This window comes from Marinomonas spartinae, from assembly GCF_900089775.1.
Taxonomy (GTDB): Bacteria; Pseudomonadota; Gammaproteobacteria; order Pseudomonadales; family Marinomonadaceae; genus Marinomonas; species Marinomonas spartinae.
Window position 1 is genome coordinate 21,800 of the sequence record NZ_FLOB01000007.1, and the last position, 23,901, is coordinate 45,700.

Annotated in this window: 28 protein-coding genes; 9 read left to right on the top strand and 19 right to left on the bottom strand. The window is 40.1% G+C overall.

What is annotated here, in order from left to right:
- Nucleotides 1-46 precede the first annotated feature (46 nt).
- On the top strand, nucleotides 47-2,128 hold the full coding sequence (locus MSP8886_RS14260) for a diguanylate cyclase domain-containing protein (protein ID WP_067017589.1): 2,082 nt from the start codon (nucleotides 47-49) through the stop codon (nucleotides 2,126-2,128).
- A gap of 246 nt (nucleotides 2,129-2,374) precedes the next feature.
- On the opposite strand, the gene MSP8886_RS14265 is transcribed toward MSP8886_RS14260, so the two are convergent.
- Nucleotides 2,375-2,557: a hypothetical protein gene (locus tag MSP8886_RS14265; protein ID WP_067017591.1), complete on the bottom strand. Its 183-nt coding sequence runs from the start codon at nucleotides 2,555-2,557 to the stop codon at nucleotides 2,375-2,377.
- 135 nt (nucleotides 2,558-2,692) lie between these two features.
- On the opposite strand from MSP8886_RS14265, the gene MSP8886_RS14270 reads away from it, so the two are divergent.
- On the top strand, nucleotides 2,693-3,550 hold the full coding sequence (locus tag MSP8886_RS14270) for an alpha/beta fold hydrolase (protein ID WP_067017593.1): 858 nt from the start codon (nucleotides 2,693-2,695) through the stop codon (nucleotides 3,548-3,550).
- Between the two features lie 63 nt (nucleotides 3,551-3,613).
- Here MSP8886_RS14270 and MSP8886_RS14275 read toward each other — a convergent pair whose 3' ends face one another.
- From MSP8886_RS14275 to MSP8886_RS14315, 9 genes are all read right to left on the bottom strand, one after another.
- The gene (locus tag MSP8886_RS14275) at nucleotides 3,614-4,489 is read right to left on the bottom strand and encodes a helix-turn-helix transcriptional regulator (protein WP_067017595.1); all 876 of its coding nucleotides are present in this window, start codon (nucleotides 4,487-4,489) and stop codon (nucleotides 3,614-3,616) included.
- Between the two features lie 96 nt (nucleotides 4,490-4,585).
- Nucleotides 4,586-5,464 (bottom strand): hypothetical protein, encoded by an 879-nt coding sequence (locus tag MSP8886_RS14280; RefSeq protein ID WP_067017597.1) that lies wholly within the window; start codon nucleotides 5,462-5,464, stop codon nucleotides 4,586-4,588.
- Nucleotides 5,465-5,497: 33 nt separating this feature from the next.
- Nucleotides 5,498-6,178, bottom strand: coding sequence for a pyrimidine 5'-nucleotidase (gene yjjG, locus MSP8886_RS14285; protein WP_067017599.1), 681 nt, complete (start codon nucleotides 6,176-6,178; stop codon nucleotides 5,498-5,500).
- Nucleotides 6,179-6,214: 36 nt separating this feature from the next.
- Nucleotides 6,215-6,790 (bottom strand): inosine/xanthosine triphosphatase, encoded by a 576-nt coding sequence (gene yjjX, locus MSP8886_RS14290; protein WP_067017601.1) that lies wholly within the window; start codon nucleotides 6,788-6,790, stop codon nucleotides 6,215-6,217.
- A 153-nt stretch (nucleotides 6,791-6,943) separates the two neighbouring features.
- A complete protein-coding gene (aroC, locus tag MSP8886_RS14295) occupies nucleotides 6,944-8,041 on the bottom strand; it encodes a chorismate synthase (protein WP_067017602.1) in 1,098 nt (365 codons plus the stop codon).
- 4 nt (nucleotides 8,042-8,045) lie between these two features.
- Nucleotides 8,046-8,960, bottom strand: coding sequence for a 50S ribosomal protein L3 N(5)-glutamine methyltransferase (gene prmB, locus MSP8886_RS14300; RefSeq protein ID WP_067017604.1), 915 nt, complete (start codon nucleotides 8,958-8,960; stop codon nucleotides 8,046-8,048).
- A gap of 69 nt (nucleotides 8,961-9,029) precedes the next feature.
- Nucleotides 9,030-9,791: a hypothetical protein gene (locus MSP8886_RS14305; RefSeq protein ID WP_067017606.1), complete on the bottom strand. Its 762-nt coding sequence runs from the start codon at nucleotides 9,789-9,791 to the stop codon at nucleotides 9,030-9,032.
- A 190-nt stretch (nucleotides 9,792-9,981) separates the two neighbouring features.
- Complete coding sequence (sppA, locus tag MSP8886_RS14310; protein ID WP_083200966.1) at nucleotides 9,982-11,049, bottom strand: signal peptide peptidase SppA; 1,068 nt, start codon at nucleotides 11,047-11,049, stop codon at nucleotides 9,982-9,984.
- A gap of 3 nt (nucleotides 11,050-11,052) precedes the next feature.
- Nucleotides 11,053-11,697: an HAD-IA family hydrolase gene (locus MSP8886_RS14315; protein ID WP_067017608.1), complete on the bottom strand. Its 645-nt coding sequence runs from the start codon at nucleotides 11,695-11,697 to the stop codon at nucleotides 11,053-11,055.
- Between the two features lie 67 nt (nucleotides 11,698-11,764).
- Here MSP8886_RS14315 and MSP8886_RS14320 point away from each other — a divergent pair, with 67 nt between their 5' ends.
- The 3 genes from MSP8886_RS14320 (at nucleotide 11,765) to MSP8886_RS14330 (ending at nucleotide 13,511) form a co-directional block, all read left to right on the top strand.
- Nucleotides 11,765-12,187, top strand: coding sequence for a MaoC family dehydratase (locus MSP8886_RS14320; RefSeq protein WP_067017610.1), 423 nt, complete (start codon nucleotides 11,765-11,767; stop codon nucleotides 12,185-12,187).
- Between the two features lie 388 nt (nucleotides 12,188-12,575).
- On the top strand, nucleotides 12,576-12,878 hold the full coding sequence (locus MSP8886_RS14325; protein ID WP_067017611.1) for a hypothetical protein: 303 nt from the start codon (nucleotides 12,576-12,578) through the stop codon (nucleotides 12,876-12,878).
- A 39-nt stretch (nucleotides 12,879-12,917) separates the two neighbouring features.
- Nucleotides 12,918-13,511 carry a CBS domain-containing protein gene (locus MSP8886_RS14330; protein WP_067017614.1) on the top strand — a complete coding sequence of 198 codons (594 nt, stop codon included), beginning with the start codon at nucleotides 12,918-12,920 and terminating at the stop codon, nucleotides 13,509-13,511.
- A gap of 77 nt (nucleotides 13,512-13,588) precedes the next feature.
- On the opposite strand, the gene tusA is transcribed toward MSP8886_RS14330, so the two are convergent.
- Both tusA and MSP8886_RS14340 read right to left on the bottom strand, forming a co-directional pair.
- Nucleotides 13,589-13,822 (bottom strand): sulfurtransferase TusA, encoded by a 234-nt coding sequence (gene tusA / locus MSP8886_RS14335; protein WP_067017615.1) that lies wholly within the window; start codon nucleotides 13,820-13,822, stop codon nucleotides 13,589-13,591.
- A 47-nt stretch (nucleotides 13,823-13,869) separates the two neighbouring features.
- Nucleotides 13,870-14,457 (bottom strand): alpha/beta family hydrolase, encoded by a 588-nt coding sequence (locus tag MSP8886_RS14340; RefSeq protein WP_067017619.1) that lies wholly within the window; start codon nucleotides 14,455-14,457, stop codon nucleotides 13,870-13,872.
- A 163-nt stretch (nucleotides 14,458-14,620) separates the two neighbouring features.
- On the opposite strand from MSP8886_RS14340, the gene hemN reads away from it, so the two are divergent.
- Genes hemN through MSP8886_RS14355 form a run of 3 tightly spaced genes read left to right on the top strand, consistent with a single transcriptional unit; the run spans nucleotide 14,621 to nucleotide 17,336 of the window.
- Entirely contained in the window at nucleotides 14,621-15,991 is a 1,371-nt protein-coding gene (gene hemN, locus MSP8886_RS14345; RefSeq protein ID WP_067017621.1) for an oxygen-independent coproporphyrinogen III oxidase, read from the top strand.
- A gap of 15 nt (nucleotides 15,992-16,006) precedes the next feature.
- Nucleotides 16,007-16,768, top strand: coding sequence for a fumarate/nitrate reduction transcriptional regulator Fnr (gene fnr, locus MSP8886_RS14350; RefSeq protein WP_067017623.1), 762 nt, complete (start codon nucleotides 16,007-16,009; stop codon nucleotides 16,766-16,768).
- A 25-nt stretch (nucleotides 16,769-16,793) separates the two neighbouring features.
- Complete coding sequence (locus tag MSP8886_RS14355) at nucleotides 16,794-17,336, top strand: adenine phosphoribosyltransferase (protein ID WP_067017625.1); 543 nt, start codon at nucleotides 16,794-16,796, stop codon at nucleotides 17,334-17,336.
- An 86-nt stretch (nucleotides 17,337-17,422) separates the two neighbouring features.
- Here MSP8886_RS14355 and MSP8886_RS14360 read toward each other — a convergent pair whose 3' ends face one another.
- The 4 genes from MSP8886_RS14360 to MSP8886_RS14375 all read right to left on the bottom strand — a co-directional run bounded on the left by MSP8886_RS14360 (nucleotide 17,423) and on the right by MSP8886_RS14375 (nucleotide 21,225).
- Nucleotides 17,423-17,989, bottom strand: a complete 567-nt coding sequence (locus tag MSP8886_RS14360; protein WP_067017627.1) for a YfaZ family outer membrane protein — start codon at nucleotides 17,987-17,989, stop codon at nucleotides 17,423-17,425.
- A gap of 10 nt (nucleotides 17,990-17,999) precedes the next feature.
- A complete protein-coding gene (ttcA, locus tag MSP8886_RS14365; RefSeq protein ID WP_067017629.1) occupies nucleotides 18,000-18,839 on the bottom strand; it encodes a tRNA 2-thiocytidine(32) synthetase TtcA in 840 nt (279 codons plus the stop codon).
- 89 nt (nucleotides 18,840-18,928) lie between these two features.
- Entirely contained in the window at nucleotides 18,929-19,486 is a 558-nt protein-coding gene (locus tag MSP8886_RS14370) for a SprT family zinc-dependent metalloprotease (protein ID WP_245659105.1), read from the bottom strand.
- A gap of 5 nt (nucleotides 19,487-19,491) precedes the next feature.
- Nucleotides 19,492-21,225 carry a RecQ family ATP-dependent DNA helicase gene (locus MSP8886_RS14375; protein WP_067017631.1) on the bottom strand — a complete coding sequence of 578 codons (1,734 nt, stop codon included), beginning with the start codon at nucleotides 21,223-21,225 and terminating at the stop codon, nucleotides 19,492-19,494.
- Nucleotides 21,226-21,337: 112 nt separating this feature from the next.
- On the opposite strand from MSP8886_RS14375, the gene MSP8886_RS14380 reads away from it, so the two are divergent.
- Nucleotides 21,338-22,006, top strand: coding sequence for a YecA/YgfB family protein (locus MSP8886_RS14380; RefSeq protein WP_067017633.1), 669 nt, complete (start codon nucleotides 21,338-21,340; stop codon nucleotides 22,004-22,006).
- Between the two features lie 43 nt (nucleotides 22,007-22,049).
- On the opposite strand, the gene MSP8886_RS14385 is transcribed toward MSP8886_RS14380, so the two are convergent.
- From MSP8886_RS14385 to MSP8886_RS14395, 3 genes are read right to left on the bottom strand one after another with little or no spacing between them, the layout of a single operon-like run.
- The gene (locus tag MSP8886_RS14385) at nucleotides 22,050-23,210 is read right to left on the bottom strand and encodes a SpoIIE family protein phosphatase (protein ID WP_067017635.1); all 1,161 of its coding nucleotides are present in this window, start codon (nucleotides 23,208-23,210) and stop codon (nucleotides 22,050-22,052) included.
- Between the two features lie 11 nt (nucleotides 23,211-23,221).
- Nucleotides 23,222-23,524, bottom strand: a complete 303-nt coding sequence (locus MSP8886_RS14390) for an STAS domain-containing protein (protein WP_067017947.1) — start codon at nucleotides 23,522-23,524, stop codon at nucleotides 23,222-23,224.
- 23 nt (nucleotides 23,525-23,547) lie between these two features.
- Nucleotides 23,548-23,859: a BolA family protein gene (locus MSP8886_RS14395; protein WP_067017637.1), complete on the bottom strand. Its 312-nt coding sequence runs from the start codon at nucleotides 23,857-23,859 to the stop codon at nucleotides 23,548-23,550.
- Nucleotides 23,860-23,901 lie beyond the last annotated feature (42 nt).

Genomic DNA, 23,901 nt, shown 5'->3' on the forward strand with positions numbered 1-23,901 from the left:
GACTAAATTTATACTGTTATCCTTATTATATGGTTGGAAAGACATAGTGTTACTAGAAAGAGATTACCAATCATTAGCAGAACATCTACCTAGAGCAATGATAATCTATGGAGCAGATGGACATGTCTGTTTTTATAACTCTCTTTTTTTTCAAGAATGGCTAGCGCCATCAATTGTCGCAGGCTGCCACTACAGCATAAACCGGACCCAGATAAAAAACCTATACCATAAAATTCTACAACCGATTGCAGAAAATCAGCCCACATCAACAAGTCAATCGCTATACCAAAAAGATTATTTACGTCTCCATGATCAGTCCATTTTACGCCTTAATGAATTTTCAATAGACCTTGAAGATAACAACCATGTATTAGTCGAGTTATGGGAAGATGTTTCTAAAGAGTATGCTTTACTAAACGAAGTTAGAGAAGAGCATCACCTACTTTTATCTCTTATCAACTCCATCCCCGACCAAGTTTACCTTAAAGATCTTGAGTCAAAATTTATTTTAATCAATCCCAGCTTAGCCAAACGCTATGGTGTTAAAGATACCACTGAAGCGATAGGCAAATCCGATGCTGACTTCTATTCTAATGAACACGCCAGCATTACAAGACAAGAAGAACTAAATATAATAAGAACGCAAAAGGGCGTCTATAACAAACTTCATCATGAAAAGTGGCATGATAGTCATGATACATGGAACCTTTCAACGAAGCTTCCTTTGAAAAATTCAAAGAATGAAGTGATCGGAATCATTGGCATTTCTCACGATGTTACTGAGTACAAACTGAATCAAGACAAATATTGGAAACAAGCTAACTTTGATAAGCTAACAGGCCTATCAAATCGCCAACATCTAACCAGTGAGTTTGATCGTATTGCAATCGAGTGTCGCCAGAATAACGAGAATTTTGTCTTCTTATTGCTGGATTTAGATGGTTTTAAACAAGTCAATGATAGCTATGGTCACGGCTATGGCGATTTGCTTCTCGCCCAAGTATCTGAACGTTTAAAAAATACACTGCGTCAGCGAGATTTAATCTGCCGTTTAGGGGGAGATGAATTTGTCGTGATATCAGCACCTATTAAAGACCAGCCAGTTGCGGAAAAAATCGCAGAAAAAATTATCCAATGTTTTGAAAGGCCGTTTGTCATTAATCATCGAATTGCCCATATCACAACCAGCATGGGCATTGTTTTTACTTCCGCGCTGCGCGTCAACTTGCATGATGTACAGCAAAAAGCGGATCATGCCATGTACAAAGCTAAAAAAGCAGGGAAAAATAGGTATCGATTCTATAACCAAGCAATCGCGGTGGAGAGTAAACGACATGATTTCCTATGCCAAGAGCTGAAAATAACACTTGAAGGCACTAACTCTACCGCTGAAAAAGATGAGTTCTCATTAGAAATTGCGTTATTAGAAGATTTAAAAACAGGTGTGAAAACAAAAGAGCAGGGGATTTATAGCTGGCAACACCCTCAACTCGGACGTATTTCTGCGGAGGAACTACTAAGTACTGCAGAATCAACAGGTAATATTGTTTGCTTAGAAGCGAACCTGATTAGTAAAGCCATTAATACAATAGAAAAAGAAATAGAATCATTCTCATCTTATCCGAACTATAAACCTCGTCGGATAAGTATGCCTATTTCACAGGCAATTTTATCTCAACCCGATCTACTTGCATCCGTATTATTGCCTATTGTAGAAAAACACCCAATGGCAATGCGAGGATTATTATTTGAGGTTCCTGCTGAAACTGTTTACTCAAGTTTGCCAAATAGTCTAGTTAGCCAATCACTTAAATTGCTCGACAGCTATGGGTCATCATTGGTGCTGAGTCATGTTACAGGACAAAGCCTGTCTATACAGCCATTAATTGAATGCCAAATATCACGTATCAATTTAGCTGAGTCATTGGTGCAAAATGCTTATAGCTGCGATGTTGCCAAACAAAGCATCAAGACCTTATGTGCTATGGCACATGCACTGGATATTAAAGTTGTCGCAAAAGGTATCGAAACAAACAAAAGCTACCGCTGTATCAAGTCACTTGGTTGCTGTGATTATGGACAGGGCGACTACATTGATCGTCAAAATGATACGGACATTTCTTTATAGCACTAATTAAATTAAAGCGTGTTTTTAAAAATGAACGACATAGAGTAACTCATTGAATTTAATAAAAATAATTAAAACCAAGCCAAAAAAGGCTTATATCTTACTATTACACTAATTCCGATAATCACATTTATCGGAATTAGTAGATAGAAATATGCGCCCTAAGTTGATGCTTAAATCCTATTTCATTATTTAGATAGCCAACCTAAATCGGTAAACACATTTAGTTGTTTTTTGGAGTAATGATTAAGCATGGTCACTTTGGCTTGTTGTGCTTGTCTCAACATAGTGACTAATGATTGATTGTAATGAGTCTTGAAGACGCTCAATCTGCTCAGCTACATCATGCTGCTGCTCTTCAGGAATAGTTGAAATATCACGAAAAGTGAGTAGCTCTAAATCCTTTAGTAACTCGGTTAAATGTTCCATCTAATTCACTCCTATGAACCCAATCTGACAAAATAAACAGTGAAAAATTCTGTGAATGTTCACATAAAATTATTTTTAGTATCTTTTATCCTTTATATTTCTATCTCCATTGTTATTTAAATAAAGGAGAAAAAAATGGAAGCAACAACACTTATTCTAAACGGAAATAAATATCGTTATACAATTTATAAAAACGAGACCTCAGACCAATACGGTATTTTCCTTATGGGTGCCCTACAAGAAATAGAATCAGTGGATTTTTTTTCAAAATATTTTTCTAGTACTCTCAATTGTATAACGGTTGAGTTACCTGGAACTGGAATGACCGATGTACTACCTGCTTCAGTTAGTATTCTTAAACAAACGGAAATGTTAGTGGATTTAATTATGTTTTTAAAAATAGAAAAAGCACATATTTTTGCATTTTCATATGCAACAGCAATTTCTGTCGAATTATATAACATATGGGATGGTGTTCTCAGTCTATCAATCTGTGGTGGCATTCCTGGTATTCCTGAATCTGGACGAAGAAATACAATAGAGATTATTGGGCACGCATTGACGGATAAAAAACGATTTGCCCAAGAGTTTATAAAATCCCTTACATCAAATAACGAATCAATACCCAGGGGGAAAGTTATTTCACGTAGTGCCATACAGAAAGTCTTTCGGTATACAGATATACAAATACAATCTTTTTGTGAAAACACACTTAGACTCTTAGTACATAAGCCTTCATTCGATGTTTCTAAAATAAAAGTTCCATTTTTATTATGCATTGGTGAACATGATCCCTATGTTAAAAAAAAGGGAGCGATTGCCTTCTCCCAAAAAATCCCCAATAGCAAATTCATATCGATTAAAAATGCCGATCACTTAGTACATATACAGCATCCAGAAAAAACAGCTAAGGCCATGCTTGCTAACGCTTACGCTATGGAAAGCAGCAAAAAATATATTGATGAGCTATTCCTTCAAACAGATCCTTTTTAATGGATAACTACCCTATCAGTCAAAATAAAAAACTGGGTTTTTAGGCATAAAAAAGTCCACTTTTTATCTATAAGGCTCGCAGATATAGGCTTCTGCGAGTTTTTTTAAAATTTCTGTTGCCGTTCTTTTTTGTTTTTTGGAAAGATGTTTAAGCGATTCAACAATGAGTTGATCTCTAGTGTTTTGCTGAATTCTAAGCTGATGAAACTCAGGATAATCGACCATATTGCTAGTGAAATCAACATGGCTGTTTACTTTAAAACCAAGCTTAAGTCTTGCTCCTAATGACATGGAAAAAGTTTGATATGTATTTGGCTCTTCTAATCTAGAGTATTTATATAAGGAAACACCTAATACCTTTGCCATAGTTTCGTAGGAGAAATTATTTTTTATTCTAAACTTCTTCATTTCAATAGCAATGGATTTATAATAATCTCTTGAGAACTTTTTGATATCTATTTTATAAGGTGGCAATGGAATAATATCTGTGTCACTATATGATTTTTCTTTAATAAGCTTTTGTTTTAAATTATCTACACAGTCTTGTCCTTTCGGATCCAAAAAATTATAAATAATATTAAGAAATAGGTTAAACTGAGTGGTTGGAATTCTACCGGAACATATTAGTGCATCCACTGCTTCATTGTCCATTCCTCGATACGATTCACGAATCTTTAACCCTTTATAGAAACTTGTCATGGGAACCATAGTTACCCATGAGTATGCAGCAACAATATGAATAGGACGAGTTGAAGGGTAGCTTGGCTGCATGTAACGCTTCCACATTACTTCATCAATCCCAGAAAATCGACGGCTTAATTCACGAAAAGATAGGTTTTGTGTCTTCCTGACATATGACATTGAAAATGCAATATCTATATCTAGATTTTCAAGCATTTTTTCAATGTGAAGAAGCTCTTCATCCGTTGCTATGTTCATAAGCTCCCTATTATTACGGTAAGGCACTAGGTATCTTTTTTTGTAACATCACATAGATTATAGAAAAATAAGGTCAAAAAAAAGTTGATTTTGCCCTTATTTTCTCTTGCTAGAGTGAGCTGTTGCTAACCCTTTTATAACCCCGATAACATAAGGTTTCTGTTGTTCAGAAATGTACCTTAGTGACTCTATCAGCAGAGAATCTCTTATGTGTTGTAGCTTTCTATATTCATGAAACTCCGGATAATCCTTCATGCAATGAGTAAATTGAACATGGCCATCCAGCTTAAACCCTAATTTTACTCTCAAACCAATTGCCATAGAGAAAGGTTGAGGGTTATCAGGATCCTCTAGAATTCTATATTTATACTCGGACAGCCCTAGTACCCTAGCCATAGTCATGGGAGATAACTGATGCCTCTTGCGAAACTCTGTTACCGTTAGTGCTATTGAGCGGTAATAGCTTGCTGCAAATTTATCGATATCTATGATGGGAGGAGCAGAACAAAATTGATACAAAGCCTCATTAAAAACACCATATTCATGCTCTAAACACTTCTTGAGAGTATCCACTTGCTTTTTTCCAAACTCGTCTAGAAAGCAGTGTATACATTGAAGCGCTAAGCTAAATAAATCATGGGGCATATTGGCAATGCAAATAAGGGCTTCAACCCCCGTCTCATCCATACCTCTATAGGACTCTCGAATCTTTAGACCTTTATAAAAGCTAGTCATCGGTACCATAGTGACCCACGAGTAAGCAGCAATAAAATGAATGGGCCTTACGCAAGCATATCCTTGCTGCATATAACGTTGTAATAACTGTGTATTAACACCAGCGAAACGTTTGCTTAGGGTGGAAAAACTCCACCCTTGTGCTTTTCTGACATAGCCCATGCTTACCGCCACATCTAGATCTATATTCGCTAGTCTTTCATCTATTAATAAGAGTTCTTCTTCTGTCGGAATTTCCATTGTTACGCATTACATCCTTATATAAGCCATCTTCTAGAGTACGCTCTCCAGTATGTTCTTGAGCTCAAGTAAAGAGCGAGCTTGGTAAGTTGGTATGATATGTTCTGGATGTACGTCATTGTGATGATTAATCCAACAGGTATCTAGCTCGGCATTGATGCCGCCCAGTATATCTGATGCTAAAGTATCGCCCACCATTAACACTTTGGACCGATCAGGATTGTCCATAAGAGTCAACGTATGATCGAATATCTTACGATTTGGCTTGGCGATACCAAGTTGTTCTGAAATAACAACGGGAGAAAAATATCGGTGAAAGCCAGTTCGTTCTAAACGGGTTTTCTGGAGCTGGGTAAAGCCATTGGTGATAATGGCCATATTCACCTTCTGGCTTTCCAGATAGTCGACTAGTTCTTTGGCGCCTGGTAGTGCTTGGCAAATCTCGGCCATGGATTGTAGAAAGTCATGGTTTAACTGTTGTGCAGACACAGACAATTTATCGGCCCATGTTTGAAAGCGTCTCGTTTGTAATTGCTCAGCGGTAATAGCCTGGTTTTGATATTCAACCCATAAAGGCTTATTGATGCTTTGATAATCGTTAAAGTCCCGTTCGGTAAATTCCACCCCATATTTTGCCATCATATGCACTAGGCCAGCAAAATTATCAAAATGAAACAAGGTGTCATCGGCATCAAAAATGATCCATTGATACATGAGTTCAATCTCCTTTGATTAAAGCAGTTAATGTCCCTAGAAGTGTTCTGGGTGGATAAAAGGTGCGAGGCAAAGAATCAAAGCCTGGGTATAAATACTTTCGCGATTTTCCGCTTCATTGGTAAACAAGCCGATTGCACCACCTTTTTGCTTGATGTTAACGGTGCCAAATAGGTCGTCCATCACATCACCAAGCTCTTCACCAGACACTAATCGAGTGTAAATTGAATGTGGTAGCGGCAAACTAGCAGAGCGATTAGTCACCATTTTTCCCGTTTTAGCTAAGATGGTCACGTAAGCGAAGGTGGCTGCGCCCTCCTCGAATTGATCAACCCCCCCCTCCATTGCCACAAAATAATCCACAGTATTTTCGTCCATGACATTGGCGTCTTGTTGGTGACTTTTCTGTTGATAGCAAAATTGTGCACGATTTTCTGAACCTAAGCGCGTTTCGGCCTCTGTCATGGGTTGATCTGCTACACCTGATGGAGCTGACATTTCTTCACAGTGAATAGTGTGATCTGGAAATGCTTTGTTAAATGCTTGGTAAGCTGCACTTATTTTGACAGGGTTTTTAGAGGCAATGATGATGCGAATAACGGTATTATTCATAATAAAGATACCAAATTTATTTAATTTATTTCTATAATTAAAACACCACAGTGTGATGTGATGTTGGTGATGTGGACGATATATAAAAAAGCCGCGATGCCCCCCTTTGGAATCATCACGGCTTTTATTTTATAGTAAGTAACTTATCCAGTATTAAGCTTGAGCTTTAATAATCGGGGTCGGACATTCAACATCCATATTTTGTGCACGATGCCTTAATAAGTGATCCATGATTGTCAGTGCTAGCATGGCTTCCGCAATGGGTGTAGCACGAATCCCCACACAAGGGTCATGCCGGCCTTTGGTAATTACTTCTATGGCTTCACCCTTGCGGTTGATACTTTTTCCAGGGATCGTAATACTAGAAGTGGGCTTTAACGCCATGTGAACAACAATATCCTGACCGGATGAAAGACCACCTAATATGCCGCCAGCGTGATTTGACAAGAATCCTTCTGGTGTCATTTCATCACGATGTTCGCTCCCTTTTTGTTCGATAACACTAAAGCCATCACCTATTTCCACGCCTTTCACTGCGTTAATGCTCATCATGGCTTTCGCAATATCGGCATCTAAACGATCAAAGACGGGCGCCCCTAGACCTGGCATAAGGTTCTTGGCGATGACGGTAATTTTTGCCCCAATAGAATCACCCTCACGGCGAAGTGCTGTCATATAGTCTTCAAGCTCTGTAATTGCCTCTGGATCTGGACTAAAAAAGCTATTGTTATAGACTTGAGTTAAATCTTTTACCTCTAGCTTAATTGGACCAAGTTGAGAGAGAAAACCTTGAATTTCAATGCCAAATTGTTGCTTCAGGTACTTCTTCGCAATGGCGCCTGCCGCGACTCGCATGGCTGTTTCACGCGCGGAAGACCGGCCACCACCACGATAATCACGAAAACCATACTTCTGATCGTAGGTGTAGTCGGCATGTGCTGGACGGAATGTGTCTTGGATATTGCCATAATCGCGAGAACGTTGGTCTGTGTTCTCGATCAACAATCCAATGGGTGTACCGGTAGTTTTACCCTCAAATACACCTGATAATATTTTGACTTCATCTGGCTCACGGCGTTGTGTCGTATGTTTTGATGTTCCCGGTTTACGCAGGTCAAGGTCACGCTGTAAGTCGGCTTCGCTAATCTCAATGCCAGGAGGACAACCATCAATAATGGCGCCTAATGCTAGGCCATGACTTTCACCAAAGGTGGTCACTTTAAAAAGGGTTCCAAATGTATTGCCAGACATAATGTTACTTTTGCTCGCGTCGTAATGTGTTAAGTTGCTCTTTGGTTAATACAAAGACTCCATTGCCACCCTGCTCTAATTCCACCCATAAAAAAGGAACGTCAGGGTATGCTGCCTGCAAAGCCACCTCGGTATTACCTACCTCGTATACCAATATACCGTTATCATGCAGATAATGCGCGGCTTGCGATAAAAACTTATGAGTAAATGCTAACCCATCATCACCAGATGTAAGGGCAAGCTCAGGCTCGTTATGAAACTCAGCAGGTGCACTATTAAAATCTTCTGCATCTACATAAGGAGGATTACAAATAATTAGGTCATATTGTCTACCATGCAGGCCTTTAAACATATCCGAGTGAATCGCGGTCACTCTGTCTTCCACCTGATGAAATTCAATATTTTCTTGAGCAATCGCTAGAGCCTTTTCACTAATATCACTGATATCAACTTGAGCGTCTTCAAATACTAAAGCCGCTGCAATACCCAGACACCCTGACCCTGTACACATATCTAAAATATTCAGAGGGTATTGTGTTAGCCAAGGTTCAAATTCTGTTTCAAGCAAAGAAACAATGGGAGATCGAGGAATCAATGTATCTTTACTGACTTTAAAGGGCAGCCCCATAAACCATGCTTTGCCCAATAAATATGGCAGAGGTTCACGTTGCTTAATACGTTTTTCAACTAACTTAAGAATACGTTTTTTCTCATCGTAAGTCAGAGCGCAGTCCAACATATCACGATGAAAATCGAGAGGCAGCTTTAACGACCCCATAACCAAATGAAGCGCTTCATCCCAGGCATTATCCGTACCATGACCATAAAAAAGATCACTATGTCCAAATCGGCTATAAGTCCAGCGAATAAAATCTTTAATACTACTTAAATCGCGAATGGCGGACTGTCTATTGCTCATGCTATCTTCTTCACTATCATTTGATGACCATTTTTAATAGGTAAATAAAAAGCCGCATTATAGCCTTTATTACTTATTGTCTCTATCTTTGCCTTGGATCTGTTTCATGGTTCGAGCAATCTCTTGGAGTGTTTGGTCTAGTGTTTGTCGATGCTGTTTATCCACCGCTCTTTGTTCTTCTTGTAAGGATTTGACTTGCTGTTTAAGCTTTGAGTTCTCTTCTTTAAGGCTTGCAATCAAATGATCCTGCTTCGCCAAATCAACCTCATGCTGATCAAGGTTTAAGCGTAACGCTTCTTTTTCTGAATGCTCCCGTGTTAGCTGATTGTTAATAACTTGGTGGTGAGAGTAAACATCATCATAGCGCTGTTGAGTGAGCTTAAGTTGTTCATCTAACTGCGCATTCATAATTTTCAATGATTCTCGCTCCTCCATAAGCGCATCGTAAGCGTCTTGCAATTCACACAAGGCCGAACTTAACGATGAATACTGTCCTTCCGTTGCGGCAAGTCTTAACGCGTATTGGGCTTCGGCATCCAGTATTTTTTCATCAAGGAGGCTCCCCAATATCTGCGTAACATCTCGAGAGAACCGGTTAAATGAAGGGGCTAGACTATCGCCTAGCTCTTTAAGTTGATGCTGTTGGTGTTCTTTATAGAGCTCTTCCCATTCAGCGATGGCATTCATTAAGGTTGTGTTTGAACACTTGCGACCGTCTTTTTCAAGAAAGTAATCCGCGATACGGGGTATATTTGGAAACTGATTCTTTTCGAGTAGATCCCAGCAAGCCTGATGAATCTCTTCTCGTGCGATGTTTGCCTTACGAGCCATTTTCCTCCCCTCTTATCTATTAAAGATAAAACTATGGACGTTTGATCAATTTCGTCATTATATTATCTTTTTTACGAATAAAGAATAGTGTTTACCCATATCTTATCTATATTGCATTATTACAAAACAAGGACAATAAAAAACCCCAAGAAGGGGCTTTTAAAAGGTGATATGCCGATAAAAGTGACCTTTAATTTAGCTTAGCGTTACTAAGTAACTTTGTAGCAAACTCAACGCCAAATTTTTTGGCAAACTCATCTAATGGGTCTTGTTTAGGCCCATAGATCACTTGCTTGTCGTTGGGGAATTGCGAGTTCAATACATCATGAAGGCTCGCTAAACCATCAATCAAACCTATCTTTTGTGCTTGCTGACCAGTAAACACCATACCTGAAAAGACGTCATTTGTGATTTTCAAGCGATCGCCCCGCCCCGCTTTCACCGCATCAATAAACTGCTGATGGGTTTCATCTAAGATAGCTTGCCATTTTTCCTTACCTTCTTTGTTCATAGGGACAAAAGGGTCTAAAAAGTCTTTATTACGTCCCGATGTGAAAGTTCTTCGCTCAACACCAATTTTTTTGATCAAGCCACTTAAATCAAAGCCAGAAGAAATCACGCCGATGGAACCCACCAAACTAGCCCTATTGGCATAAATTTTATTGGCAGCTGAGGCAATATAATAGCCACCCGATGCAGCCATATCTTCTACAACAACAATCACTGGGATAGATGGATACAACTTTTCTTTTTGACGAATAGCATCGTAAATGATACCCGCCTGAACAGGACTGCCACCGGGACTATTCATGTTGATGACGACACCTTTTAAGTCGGGATTACGATAAACATCATCTAAAATATCCACGTATTCATTTCCATCAATGTCTCCACCACTGCCAATAACGCCATCCATTGGAATGATGGCCACCGTATTTTGTCCAGTCACATTGGAATCTAAGGCGGATCGACCAAGCCATAAACCCACTATGCATAATAAAATAATTAAACTGGTAAAACGAAAAAAAATCTTCCAACGACGAGCACGTCTTTTTTCAATCACATTATCACTTAGCGTTTTCTCTAATAAGCGCCAGAGCTGTTGATTGTCATCCAGCCTAGTCTCAGATGATTTGCTGCTATCGCTTTCTTTATCACTATTACGATTTTGCCCAGAATTATCCTCTTCAAACAATTCGCCTTGTTGATTCGTTAAATTTTGTTGGTTCTTTTTGTCTTCTTCTTCGGTCCAGCTCATGCTTTATTTCCCTAAAATGGAGGCTAATTGATATAAATTGTCGACAACCGTTTGCGGCTGACAAGATGCTAAACGTTTTTTATCATGGGCACCATATGACACGCCGATGCTTGCCACCCCTGCAGCTTTAGCCATATTGAGATCATATTCGGTATCACCAATCATCATGGCTTCTTCCGGCAATACATTAAGTTCTGCTAAGATTTGTTCCAACATCATAGGATGTGGCTTCGACAACGCCTCATCGGCACAACGTGTTGCCGCAAAGTAATGGCCCGTTTGCGTAAGCGACATAATACGATCTAACCCACGACGAGTTTTTCCGGTTGCAACCGCTAATAACATGCCTTGTTTTTTCAACTGCTCAAGAAGCTCAGACATTCCATCATAAGCCAAAGGTGGCGTTTGGTCTGCTCGAACATATAAACGTTTATAATGCATTTTTATCTTATCTAATGTGTCAACTGGGAGCTCAGGCCAAACAGCCTTAATCCCCACATCTAAAGATAAACCGATGATATTTTGTATATCATGAAACTCTCTTTTGGGCGCCATGGCATGCTCTGCGGCCTGCAACATACAACTACAGATCTTATCAATGGAATCAAATAAGGTTCCATCCCAATCAAAAATCACTAACTTGACCATAGATTCCCCTTAAGAATAAATCGCCGAAAGTGTACCATAGCGGGAAAATCAAACATAAGGATTCACCATGACAACAGGTTATACTTTAGAAGCACTATCAATTGACCAAACGGCAACTTACATCAAAACAGTGACTCAAGAAGATGTACAAAGTTTTGCTCATATAACAGGCGATACCAATCCTGTTCACTTAGATGCAGACTTCGCCGCTACCACAAGCTTTGGCAAGCCGATCGCTCACGGTATGCTTTCTGCTGGCTTTATTTCTGCAGCGATAGGTACAAAGCTACCAGGATCCGGCTGTATCTATTTGGAACAAAACCTTAAGTTCAGAGCACCGGTTTATATTGGGCAAGATGTTATAACAACTATCACGGTGGTAGAGATTAATGAGCGCCGCCGCCGTGTGACGCTAAAAACAGCCTGTGAGTGTGATGGCAAAGTCGTCGTATCAGGGGAAGCTATTGTGATGATCCCTGCCGCTTCTTAATACCAGCAGAGCTCTTTATCCATTTCATTTTATCGGTAGTTCTACCAAAAGCAGAAAATGGCATACAAGCTATAATGCGACCAAATCATTTTGGTCGCATTTTTATGGATAAATAGTAAGTTGGTATAATAAAAATCATAAACTAAGTAAACAATGTGTCGTACAAACAGAATAAGCTATTAGTTAACTCCGTAGCTTGACGCTCTCTGCACGATCACTTATCGTTTTTACATATTGATAATGTATTTAACCTAGAATCCGGCATTTTCATCACAGTCTGTTTACAAATAACTTAATATTGAAAAATATGAGGTATATCGAAAAAAAACTGGGTTTTTTTCTAAGAGAGGCATATATTTATTAATATAAATCATAGGTTAAGGCATTTATGAACTCTCAGCTGTTTATCATCTTATTTCTGATTGTTTCGTCCCTGTTGACGCTATCAGATCGTGCTACAGCAAAAGAGATTAATAAACAGCGTTGGCTTCAACCTAATATAGAGAAAATTTGCTGCGAAGAGGCTGCTCTAGATCAAGATAAAGAAATAAAGGGGGAACAAGTTAGTTTTTCTGCTCGTCCCTTGATTTTGGCTACGCATTACACTGTTTCGGGCTACCACCTTGATCCAGTTGACTATTTTCTAGCGACTAAAACTCACCCTAGAGCACCGCCGGTTTTCTTGATATAGCTTCGCTCTTCTTACTTTTTTAACTTTGGGGAATACATCATGAAAACATTAACTTACGTCTCAACAAAAGAAGTCAACACTTTAACTTGGCCTGTAACTATCGAGAATACAACTCTCTATTCACCTGCTTTATGTGTTTTCACAGATTTTAAGACATCGGCACCTCGCGTGATCGAATCCAACACTCGCGCTGACGAATTGGTCAGGCTGATGAGAAAAGAACATGTCCGCATGAAAGTTGTCGTCGATGCAAAAAATAACTTTGTTGGTGTCATCAGCCTAGATGACTTGTCTGAAGACGCCTTTATTAAGCATGTTGCAAAGGGTTACGCTCGCGCAGAATTGCTTGTTGCAGACTTAATGAAATCAAAAGATAAAGTTCTAGCGTTATCTTATGCCTCATTAAAAAACTCTGATATTGAATCTTTACTGTACAGTCAGCGCGAAACGGAAGGCCAACATTTACTTGTTATTGATGAAGAAACAAAAACCATTCGAGGCCTCGTTTCTGCAAGTGATATCGCTCGCCAGCTACGACTAGACATTGATGTAGCCTTCTCTAGCTTTAAAAACATATACAAAATTGCTTTATTGGGTGAAAAATACAATAGCAAGAAACTTAGGGTAGCCTAATAAAAAGGCATTACTTGTAAAGTGTTTTGCTTACATAAAAAAAGAGGGGTCAAAACATACTTTCGACCCCTCTTTTTTTACTTTTCTCTCTTTTGGATCCAATAATAATAAACATCACCCTCTTGTTCCTGCTTAACCAAAGTATGCCCTAAAAATCGGCAAAATTTAGGTATGTCTCTGGTTGTAGAAGGGTCTGTTGCAATCACCTTTAGCACTTCAAGCGGTTCTATTTTTTTTATTTCCACATGCAACATCATGACGGGCTCTGGGCACATTAAGCCACTAGCGTCTAACAATGAATGGTGTTCCATAATCTGATCCTCTGACTTATTCCCTTCATTATAAACCTCTATGTTAGCTAGACAAACTTTTCTGACAACCAACGCTCAACCACGCTAGCGACCATTGAAGCCACCTGCTCTTGCGTTATAGCCTGCTTTTTGAGTGTCTTAAAATCATGATCTGCCCCTTCAACCCACACAATATCAATATTTTTGTTAAACACCTGCTCCAAGACCCAATCAGGCTTGCCAAACACATCTCTTGTCCCTTGAATAATCAAGCATGGAACCTCAACAGAATCCAAAAATTCCAAACGGTGCTTCTCAGGCTTACCTGGCGGATGGAATGGAAAACCAAAGCAAATGACTCCTTTTACCCTCTCATCATTTGCCAGTTGAGTTGCTACACGCCCTCCCATTGACTTACCTGCAACAATAAGTGGCCCAGAGTTGTTAAGACAGCTCTTAAACTCTGGAATCAATTTATCGAAACGCGGCGGCGGACGCTTTTTACCTGTCGCTTCCTGCTCTCGCATATAAGCAAAAGTCACAGGCATAACAGGACAAACTTTTTCTTCCAACTGACGACTAATATGTTGAAGAAAGGTACTTTTTTCGTGGCCGACTCCTGCTCCATGAGCAAGATAAATAGGAAATGTTTTCATGAATACACCCCAATACCAAAAATTGAAATTTTATAAACTGAAGAAAGGTGTCTCTATTGGGCATAGTGAGTTTTTACTTTGGCAATAAAACCTTGATCCAAGTCATAAGAACAAAATCTTCATAAGAGTAAACTGACATTAGAAAATTTAATAGGAACATATCATGATCTGGGATCCATTGCTCATTCAAAAATACAACTTATCGGGACCTCGATACACATCTTATCCAACAGCCCCATTATTCGATGCTTCTATCAGTAAAATTGCCCTTATCGATAGAATGTTAAGGCCATCTGATGCACCAATCAGCCTTTACTTCCACATCCCATTTTGCGCTCACCTATGCTACTACTGCGCCTGCAATAAGATTGTGACAAAACAATATGATAAAGGTGAAGAGTATGTGGAGCTACTAGAAGAAGAGGTACGTCTACGCAGCTTGATGATTGATGCCAATCGCCCCGTGACACAACTCCACTTTGGGGGTGGCACCCCAACTTTTCTGTCTGAACCACAGTGGCAACAATTATTTGATGTCATTAATAGACACTTCTCTTTGATCACGGATGGCAGCCAGGATTATAGCGTTGAAATTGACCCTCGTGAGATAAGCAAATCAAAACTAACACTTTTAACAAATATGGGGATAAATCGCGTCAGCATCGGTGTTCAGGACTTCGACATATCGGTTCAGAAAGCCATTCACCGCATACAATCGGTTGAAATGGTAGAAGAACTCGTCCATGATTGCCGCGAACTTGGCATAGGCTCTATTAATTTTGATTTAATTTACGGTTTACCATTCCAGACTCTAGACGGATTTAAAGAAACGCTCAATACGGTCTTGAGGCTGCAACCAGAACGCATTTCCGTCTTTAACTACGCACACTTACCAGAACGCTTTCCTGCTCAAAAACGGATTCTAGATGAGAACTTGCCATCCGCTGAAATAAAGCTGCACATTCTTAAAATGACCATTGATACACTGATAGAAAATGGCTATGTATACATTGGCATGGATCATTTTGCCAAGCCAGATGATAACTTGACGATTGCCCAAGAGGAAGGCAAATTACAGCGCAACTTTCAGGGGTACACTACCCATGCTGATACGGATTTAATTGCCTTTGGAGTCTCCTCAATCAGCAACTTAAATGGCGTTTATATTCAAAACCACACCGATCTATCTCTCTATCAAAACAGCATTGAAAATGGCCAGCTTCCTATCATGAAAGGCTATATCAGCGATAAGGATGATAGAATTAGACACCAAGTCATTATGACACTTATTAGTCAATTTAAATTAAGCTTTCAAACAATAGAACAAGAGTTTAACATCTACTTTAAAGAGTACTTTGCAGTAGAGCTTGCCAAATTAAAGCAGCTAGAATCGGACGGCATCATTGAAATTATTAGCCATCCGGAAGATACTATTATAAAAGTAACTGATCGAGGGCGATTACTTATTCGCTGCGTATGCATGGCGTTTGATAAGCATTTGAACAGCGTAGTCAAGTATTCGAAAGTAATATAATCTAGGGAGAGTGAAATGCCCGCAACACACACACAATCACGTTTCAGCAGTAAGCTATCATCTCAATGTCAAAATTGCAGCCTAAGCGCACTATGTCTACCGATTGCTCTAGCAGACGAAGATATTAATCGATTAGACCAAATCATTGAACGCAAACGCCCCTTAAAAAAAGGGGAAGTACTCTTTCATCAAGGCCAACCTTTTAATTCTGTCTTTGCAGTGAGAACTGGCACCCTAAAGACTTTCAACATTACCTCCTCTGGGGAAGAGCAAATTACTGGCTTCTATTGCCCTAGCGAACTGGTTGGTCTGAGTGGTATTGATGATAATACTTACCCCATCTCCGCTAAAGCATTAGAAACGACTACCGTGTGCGAAATCCCATTTAGTCATTTGGAGAACCTTTCCTCACAAATTCCATCGCTCAAGCATCAGGTATTCAAGGTAATGAGCCGTAAAATAGGCGATGATCAGCAGATGATGGTACTTCTAGGCAAAAAAAATGCCGATGAAAAAGTGGCTTCTTTCCTACTTAACCTATCAAATCGTTTTAAAAAACGCGGTTATTCTGCCACATCCTTCCGACTTTCCATGTCCCGTGGAGAAGTTGGAAACTATTTGGGCTTGGCAGTCGAAACCGTTAGCCGTGTGATCACGCGCTTCCAAAAAAACGAATTAATCCAAGTAGATGGCAAAGAAATATCCATTATTGACCTTCCAGAAATGCAAAAACTCGTGGGAGTTGCGCCTGACTGTGGTAAAATAGCTCAGTTTTGAACTACAAACTAGGCGCACTTTGATTATGCTTTATGATGATTTCTACGTTAAGTCATTAATTCGTTCAGTTGAAGACTGGCCAAAGCCAGGCATCAACTTTCGAGATATCACCCCTATTTTTAGCGACCCAAAAGGTATGCGCATGGTCGCCGACGCCTATGTGCATCGTTACATTGCAAGCGATATTACCCATATTGCTTGCATTGATGCCCGAGGCTTTCTCATCGCGGCTGTACTTGCATATGAGCTACAAAAACCACTGATCTTGATCCGTAAAAAAGGCAAGCTCCCCGGCAAAACCATTTCACAAGCATATGACTTAGAATACGGTTCCGCTGAGTTAGAAATTCAAGAAAACTCAGTAAAAGCGGGTGATAATGTTTTATTGTTTGATGACCTAATTGCCACAGGTGGCACTCTATTAGCAGCTATTGAGCTATTAACGAGCCAAGGGGCGGAGGTCAAAGAAGTGGCCGCTATTATTGATCTACCTGACTTAGGCGGAAGCCAAAAACTCCAAGATAGAAACATACCCGTTTTTAATCTCTGTGCATATGAAGGCGATTGACAGCGCATCTGTCTCTATTTCTAGAGATTAGAAAATCAACAAATAAAAAAGGTGGCATTAGCCACCTTTTTTATCTTTATGCAGTTTTAAAAGACCACATTGGCACCAACAGAAATGCCATCATTACTTCTTTGGCGCTCACCATTTTTGTAAATAGCCTCAGTCGCACCATAACTAATAAAAGCACGAGTATTGTGTGTTGTCATATACTCAAGGCGCGCGTTATAAGTATACATATGATCTAATCGAGAAATCGTTAGCACCTCAGGAGAATAGTAACCTGAAGCATATATGCTTAGGCGGTTAGCCATTGGGAAGGTATAACGATACCAACCCCCTAATGCAACAGCTAACGCAAGATCATTATTTTCATCTTTTAAGTTGGAGTCTAGAGCATAAAGACGAGCTCCTAAACCAACCTGTAGTGGACCCGTTGCATCTGTATCTTGAATGCTCAACCCTGCGTAGGCTGAAGAAGTATCTTTATCCGCATCATGCGTACCGCCCGCATCGATTGAAAAAGGACCCGCATCGATACTGGCATCCGCTTTCAACAAATCGTTTCTTAAATTTACGCCAACGTTAGAAGCCAGTACCATGGAAGAGCTTAGTAGCCCCGCTGTCAACAATAGTGCTTTGTTGCTTAGTTTCATTAGAACTTTCCTATAGTGAAATAATATTCAATTTATTAAATGCATCTTCTGATTGCTTCAAGCCTTTAAAATCAAACAACTCGTTATCTGCAAGATGGGAAGGCACCACATTCTGCATAGCAGTAAACATAGAATCGGTTCTGCCTGGGTAGTCTTTTTCCCACTGCTGAAGCATATCTTTAACCACTTGCCTTTGCAGATTCTCTTGCGAACCGCATAAATTACAAGGAATGATAGGGTAAGCTTTCATATCGGCAAACGCTTGAATGTCTTTTTCCTTACAATAAGCCAATGGCCGAATGACCATATGCTTTCCATCATCGCTTAACAGCTTAGGTGGCATGGACTTTAACTTACCACCGAAAAACATATTTAAAAAGAGTGTTTCTAGTATGTCATCTCGATGATGGCCTAAGGCAATTTTAGTCGCACCAATCTCTTCGGCAAACCCATAAAGAGAGCCACGGCGCAATCTAGAACATAAACCGCAAGTGGTCTTACCTTCTGGAACAATCTCTTTGACAATGCTGTAAGTATCTCTTTCTAAAATATGGTAATCGACACCTATTTCGTCAAGATAAGCAGGCAAAACATGCTCAGGAAAACCAGGCTGCTTTTGGTCTAAATTCACAGCAATGATGCTGAAATCAATGGGGGCACTAGCTTGTAAATTTCGTAAGATATCAAGCATAGTGTAAGAATCTTTACCACCAGACAGACACACCATCACCCTATCACCCTCTTCAATCATATTGAAGTCGACAATGGCTTGCCCTGTCAGACGCCTAAGACGCTTTTGAAGCTTATTAAACTCAAGTTTTTCTTTCGGTTTGTTAGATAAATCCATCATGTACACGCTATAAACTAAATGCCGCTATCTTACTATAATCATTATTTTGTCGCATTAAAAAAGCATCAACTTGATAGAAAGCTTGCACATTAGTAACGATTTGACAAAGCATCAATAAAGTACAACTTAGTCCGACACTGCTTGCAAATATACTCCGTGCCTTTTTGCGCTCTATTATGGCGCTGCTTAGTAAAAGTGTGAGTTTGACACTGGCATTGGTAATAATAACTGTGTTTTGGGGGAGGCACATCAAAGTTATGCGTACGCTGTGGTGGAAGTCCATACACTTTATTCATCACCGCTTGCCACTCTCTTCCATGTGGCCGTACATCATTTCCATATATCTGAAACACAATAATATGGGCTACTTCATGGGGCACAACTGTGTCCAAAAAATCTTGGGGGTTCTGCTGGTACATGTAGGCATTAAATCGCACTTCGTTTTTATGCAAATGGGCGGTACCTGCCGCGCGCCCCTTTTGTCGCAGATTGACATTCGGTATTTTAAACTCTGTGCCAAAAAATTGATTGGCTCTGTCGATGCAATCAGCAACTTTCCTCTGTATCGTCTCTAAAGCCTGTTTTGGCACATCAGACTTATAGGTCTCACTATCCATGTCGAAAGAAAGCTGGCTTTTTGCATACATAGGCCCTATTCCTCATTTGCTCTTACTTCATTCATGATGGCTAACAGTTGGTCCGCACAAGAAGAAATCACCTCGATAGATAACCCTGTTAAGCGACTTAAAGAAGCCACATTGCTTGGCTTGTGCTGCTGCACGAGTCGCAATTGACGGTCAGACAAGGGATTATTTTGATCCCGACTTTTCCATGCTTTTAATTTATGCCAATCTATCAGCTCCTTATGAAGCGCATTCTCATCTAACACTGGATAATAACGCTCATGAGGCAAAAGTATCTGCTCCTCTCCTTTCAAGACTCGCTTAGCCTTTTGATTCAGGTGCACACAAAAAGTGGTTGAATGGTCTACTTTTATATAACCAAACCCTATTAGGTGTCGAATCACTGCTTTCCATTGGATGTCGGTAAACTCTCTACCTTTTCCAAATAGTGATAGTGTCTCACCGTGAATTTTCATAACGCCTTTATTGTGTTTTCCAAGCAGAACATCAACCAACACCGAAAAAGGCTGAATCCCTTTTGTATAATAAATAAGAGAGAGTATTTTTTGTGCCGCTATAGTCGCATTTTGTTCAGAAGAGGGTGACAAGCACCGATCACAATGCCCACAAGGGGCAATTTCTTCTCCGAAATGTGAGAGAAGGTTTTTGCGGCGACAGCCTCGACTTTCAAGCACTTTAAAAAGCGCACTCAATCGCTCATAATTTTCACCATCACCAAATTGTTGCGCCTGCAGCATATCTTGAAGCCCATATAATAATAGAGACTTCGCAGGCTTACCATCCCTGCCCGCACGACCCACTTCTTGAAAGTAGGCTTCTGGGCTGCTCGGTAAATCAAAATGGATAACAAACCGAATATCAGGCACATCAATGCCCATACCATAGGCTGTTGTAGCCACCATAATGACACCAGGTTCATTTAGAAAACGCTGATGATGCTTTTGTTTATCTTGTTCTTGCATTGCAGCATGGTAAGGCAAACTGGTTAAACCAAGACTCTCAAGCCAACTTGCCAGTTCTTGTGTTTTTTTACGTGATCGGCAATAAATAATGCCCTTTTCACCCGCCATTTCATGGTGCAAAAAATACAATATTTGCTGTTTAGCTTTACGCTTTTGAGCAATTTGAATTTCAATATTCACCCGATCAAAGCTGTTTTTTAATAATAAACAACCACTGATTTGCAAAGAATTTTCAATGGTTTGAATCGTTTTTAGGTCAACCGTACCGGTTAAAGCAATGATCGGAACCTTAGGGAAAGTAGTTCGAAGTGTCCCGAGCTGACTATATTCCGGCCGAAAGGCCTCGCCCCACTGCGCGATACAATGAGCTTCATCGATGGCAAAAATGGAAATTTGAATATCTTTTAAAAAGCCAATGACAGCCGGCTGCACAATTTTCTCAGGTGACATAAAAAGCAAATCTACTTGATCATGTCGCAGCGCCCATACCAAATCGTCTTGCTCTTCAATATTTAAAGCAGAATTAAAAAAATAGGCGTTAACGCCAGTTTTTCGAAGCGTTTCCACCTGTTGCGCCATTAATGACAATAGCGGACTGATAATAATGCCAATACCGTCTCGTATTAATCCCGCAGACTGATAGACTAAAGACTTGCCGCCGCCAGTAGGCGCCATCAACAAAACATCATTACCCGAGCAGAGCGCATCAATGGCTTCCTCTTGCAGGGGGCGGTAGGCTTGGTAGCCAAAACGGGAAAGTATTGTGTGTTTGCTTATCATAGGAGAATTATCTCTCAAGTAACGCTATTGTGCATCGATTTTCAGACGCTTTTTCGCTAGAATTCGCCACTTAATTCGCTTATACCACTTTTAAAGTTTTAGGAAGTCCCATATGGCACACCAACCTCTTGATGATCTTGAGTTAGATACAATAGAAACCTTTTTAGAATCCGATCGAGTTCATGAAGAATGTCAAAATTTCGTAATGGCTCATGGCTTTTTAACCGCTCTGGCCATTTGCCCCTCCCAATTTAACGAGGAGCAGTGGCTTTCTGTCATTTTTGAGGAAACCCCAAACTTTGAAAGCCCAAAAGAAGAGAAACAAATCACTCAGCTAATGTCTCGCTTATTTATCGATATCCAAAAAGAGCTTGAGTCAGAAGAAGGTTTTCTCATTCCATGCGAATTAGAAATGGGGCCAACCCCAGAAGAATTAAGCGAACTTCAAGAGTGGGCCACCGGTTTCATGGAAGGCGTATTCATGACAGAAACCTTCTGGTTTGAGACAGAAAAAGAAGAAGTGGTAGCTGAGCTCTTGCTCCCTATTATGGTGGCCTCTGACTTATTTGACGATGAAGAAGTGATACAGATAAGACAGAGCGAGAAACTCACACAATCCTGTATTGAACAAATTCCTGAAGTTGTAACAGATCTCTTTCTCGTACTAAGGACCGAGCCGGAAAAGCGTCCAACGCCAGCTGCCTCCAAACATGCGAACAACAAACAAGCCGGCCAAAAACCCAAAAACAACAAAAAGAAAACGAACAATAAAAAGCGTTAATAACCACTTAGATGGCCTATATAAGCGATACCTTCTTCAAGTGTTATCGCTTATTTTCAGACACTCTTTTCCTTATCGCGACGAATGTTATATCATCTATTTGCTCTGAATGGCCTTGGTACTCAGAGAGTCTACTCTTTAGATCTTCTTGTGCTTGCGTTAAATTGGTATTGGCATAACAAGTTGATACAAGTGTTTCCAAAGATTCAGCTCCTAGCATCTCCCCCGCCTCATTCTTTAACTCAGAGACACCATCGGTCGCAATAACTAAAGTATCCTCTGCAGTGATATTGAACTCACCTAAAGTGCTATCAAACTCAGATGGTCCTAATATTCCTAGCGGCATGTGCATAGACTGCAAATAGTCGAGTGTACCATCCTGGCGACGGATATAAGCCTTAGGCATACCGCCACCCCAAAAGAACAAACGACCACCGGGTTTAATTAATACTATGTAGGCCGCACAAAACATATAGTCAGGCAATATACTGATAAGCATACGATTAATATGGCTTGCAAGCTTAGATATTTCTATATGATCATCTACGGCATCAAAAAACGCTTGCGCAACAGGTAAGGCACCAATAGAAGCAGACAGACCATGCCCTGTAAAATCCCCAACAAAGATAAGCCGAGCTCCATCAGAGCGCGAATTCACAAGAGCTAAATCCCCATTGAAACTAGCCGCCGATAATCGGGTGACAGCTACATTATGATCGGTGTTTTCACAACGTATTAGGACATGATCAAGCACTTGATGGGCCATTTTGTGCTCTCGCTCAATCATGGCTTTGTAATAGACTAGCTCTCGGTTTTTTTGCGACATTTCTTGCACAAGCATCACCTGACGCTTGTGACTCTCTATACGAGTATTAAATAAAGCTTCTTGAAAGGGTTTCGGCAAAAAATCATCGGCTCCTGCATTAAAGCATTTTTCCATCGTTGAATCAGAAGATTGTGACGATAAAAAAATCATTGGCACGAAGCGACCATTCGTCCTTAATTTTAGCTCTTTAATGAGGGATAAACCGCTTCCACCTTTAACAAGAATATCCAAGGTAACCAGGTCAGGCTCCCACTCCTCGAAAAGATCAATCGCTTCTTGAAACGTCGTGGCCGTTTTTACATCTAGCCCATGATTATTAGCACACATACTAACAATTTCACGGTAAATTGGCTCGCTGTCGACACACAAAAGTTTCATCAAAATGCCTATTATCGAATAGTAAAACGTTTATCAAAACGAGAAATCATCAAAATATTTTTGATGAAATCATTGGCACCTTTTAATTCTATATCGCACTCATCCCCTAGACTGTTTTTCATACTAAGCAGCATGCCCAAAGCGGCGCTATCCAAATATTCAACCTGACTCATATCAACACTAAAAGATATTTTTTGGCCAATAAAGCCAGCGTAAGCGTCTTTAAACTCATTAAAAAGAGAAAAATCGAAACTGCCAACCACGATAATATCGACACAATTATCGGCTTGATGATAATTTACTATAATGCTCATATGAACCACCATAACGCGAGTTACTACCCGCGTCCTCCTCCGTGACAATTAGGTGAAGCAGACACGTCAACTTGACGCTTCGACCATTCCTCAGGCGTAAAAAGATGCATTGCTAGTGCATGGATGAGAGTCATTTGTTTAGCTAGAGCACCGTATACCAACTGGTGGCGTTGCACTAGACGCTTGCCAGCAAACTGATCACTGACTAAAACCAACTTAAAATGGGACTCACTACCTTCTGGCACATTGTGCATATAGCTCTCATTCTCTAAATCGAGATACTGAGGAGAGAATGCCTCTTCTAAATGCCGCTTAATATCGTTTTGTATCTTCATTATTATCTCGGTCTGTCTTTCAGTATAGCCATACTAGCTCTA

What these genes read in the sequence shown, in the direction of transcription:
- MSP8886_RS14265 (WP_067017591.1), bottom strand. Translation starts at nt 2,557, where the DNA reads ATGGAACATTTAACCGAGTTACTAAAGGATTTAGAGCTACTCACTTTT.
- MSP8886_RS14270 (WP_067017593.1), top strand. Translation starts at nt 2,693, where the DNA reads ATGGAAGCAACAACACTTATTCTAAACGGAAATAAATATCGTTATACA.
- MSP8886_RS14275 (WP_067017595.1), bottom strand. Translation starts at nt 4,489, where the DNA reads ATGAACATAGCAACGGATGAAGAGCTTCTTCACATTGAAAAAATGCTT.
- MSP8886_RS14280 (WP_067017597.1), bottom strand. Translation starts at nt 5,464, where the DNA reads ATGGAAATTCCGACAGAAGAAGAACTCTTATTAATAGATGAAAGACTA.
- yjjG (WP_067017599.1), bottom strand. Translation starts at nt 6,178, where the DNA reads ATGTATCAATGGATCATTTTTGATGCCGATGACACCTTGTTTCATTTT.
- yjjX (WP_067017601.1), bottom strand. Translation starts at nt 6,790, where the DNA reads ATGAATAATACCGTTATTCGCATCATCATTGCCTCTAAAAACCCTGTC.
- aroC (WP_067017602.1), bottom strand. Translation starts at nt 8,041, where the DNA reads ATGTCTGGCAATACATTTGGAACCCTTTTTAAAGTGACCACCTTTGGT.
- prmB (WP_067017604.1), bottom strand. Translation starts at nt 8,960, where the DNA reads ATGAGCAATAGACAGTCCGCCATTCGCGATTTAAGTAGTATTAAAGAT.
- MSP8886_RS14305 (WP_067017606.1), bottom strand. Translation starts at nt 9,791, where the DNA reads ATGGCTCGTAAGGCAAACATCGCACGAGAAGAGATTCATCAGGCTTGC.
- sppA (WP_083200966.1), bottom strand. Translation starts at nt 11,049, where the DNA reads ATGAGCTGGACCGAAGAAGAAGACAAAAAGAACCAACAAAATTTAACG.
- MSP8886_RS14315 (WP_067017608.1), bottom strand. Translation starts at nt 11,697, where the DNA reads ATGGTCAAGTTAGTGATTTTTGATTGGGATGGAACCTTATTTGATTCC.
- MSP8886_RS14320 (WP_067017610.1), top strand. Translation starts at nt 11,765, where the DNA reads ATGACAACAGGTTATACTTTAGAAGCACTATCAATTGACCAAACGGCA.
- MSP8886_RS14325 (WP_067017611.1), top strand. Translation starts at nt 12,576, where the DNA reads ATGAACTCTCAGCTGTTTATCATCTTATTTCTGATTGTTTCGTCCCTG.
- MSP8886_RS14330 (WP_067017614.1), top strand. Translation starts at nt 12,918, where the DNA reads ATGAAAACATTAACTTACGTCTCAACAAAAGAAGTCAACACTTTAACT.
- tusA (WP_067017615.1), bottom strand. Translation starts at nt 13,822, where the DNA reads ATGGAACACCATTCATTGTTAGACGCTAGTGGCTTAATGTGCCCAGAG.
- MSP8886_RS14340 (WP_067017619.1), bottom strand. Translation starts at nt 14,457, where the DNA reads ATGAAAACATTTCCTATTTATCTTGCTCATGGAGCAGGAGTCGGCCAC.
- hemN (WP_067017621.1), top strand. Translation starts at nt 14,621, where the DNA reads ATGATCTGGGATCCATTGCTCATTCAAAAATACAACTTATCGGGACCT.
- fnr (WP_067017623.1), top strand. Translation starts at nt 16,007, where the DNA reads ATGCCCGCAACACACACACAATCACGTTTCAGCAGTAAGCTATCATCT.
- MSP8886_RS14355 (WP_067017625.1), top strand. Translation starts at nt 16,794, where the DNA reads ATGCTTTATGATGATTTCTACGTTAAGTCATTAATTCGTTCAGTTGAA.
- MSP8886_RS14360 (WP_067017627.1), bottom strand. Translation starts at nt 17,989, where the DNA reads ATGAAACTAAGCAACAAAGCACTATTGTTGACAGCGGGGCTACTAAGC.
- ttcA (WP_067017629.1), bottom strand. Translation starts at nt 18,839, where the DNA reads ATGATGGATTTATCTAACAAACCGAAAGAAAAACTTGAGTTTAATAAG.
- MSP8886_RS14370 (WP_245659105.1), bottom strand. Translation starts at nt 19,486, where the DNA reads ATGTATGCAAAAAGCCAGCTTTCTTTCGACATGGATAGTGAGACCTAT.
- MSP8886_RS14375 (WP_067017631.1), bottom strand. Translation starts at nt 21,225, where the DNA reads ATGATAAGCAAACACACAATACTTTCCCGTTTTGGCTACCAAGCCTAC.
- MSP8886_RS14380 (WP_067017633.1), top strand. Translation starts at nt 21,338, where the DNA reads ATGGCACACCAACCTCTTGATGATCTTGAGTTAGATACAATAGAAACC.
- MSP8886_RS14385 (WP_067017635.1), bottom strand. Translation starts at nt 23,210, where the DNA reads ATGAAACTTTTGTGTGTCGACAGCGAGCCAATTTACCGTGAAATTGTT.
- MSP8886_RS14390 (WP_067017947.1), bottom strand. Translation starts at nt 23,524, where the DNA reads ATGAGCATTATAGTAAATTATCATCAAGCCGATAATTGTGTCGATATT.
- MSP8886_RS14395 (WP_067017637.1), bottom strand. Translation starts at nt 23,859, where the DNA reads ATGAAGATACAAAACGATATTAAGCGGCATTTAGAAGAGGCATTCTCT.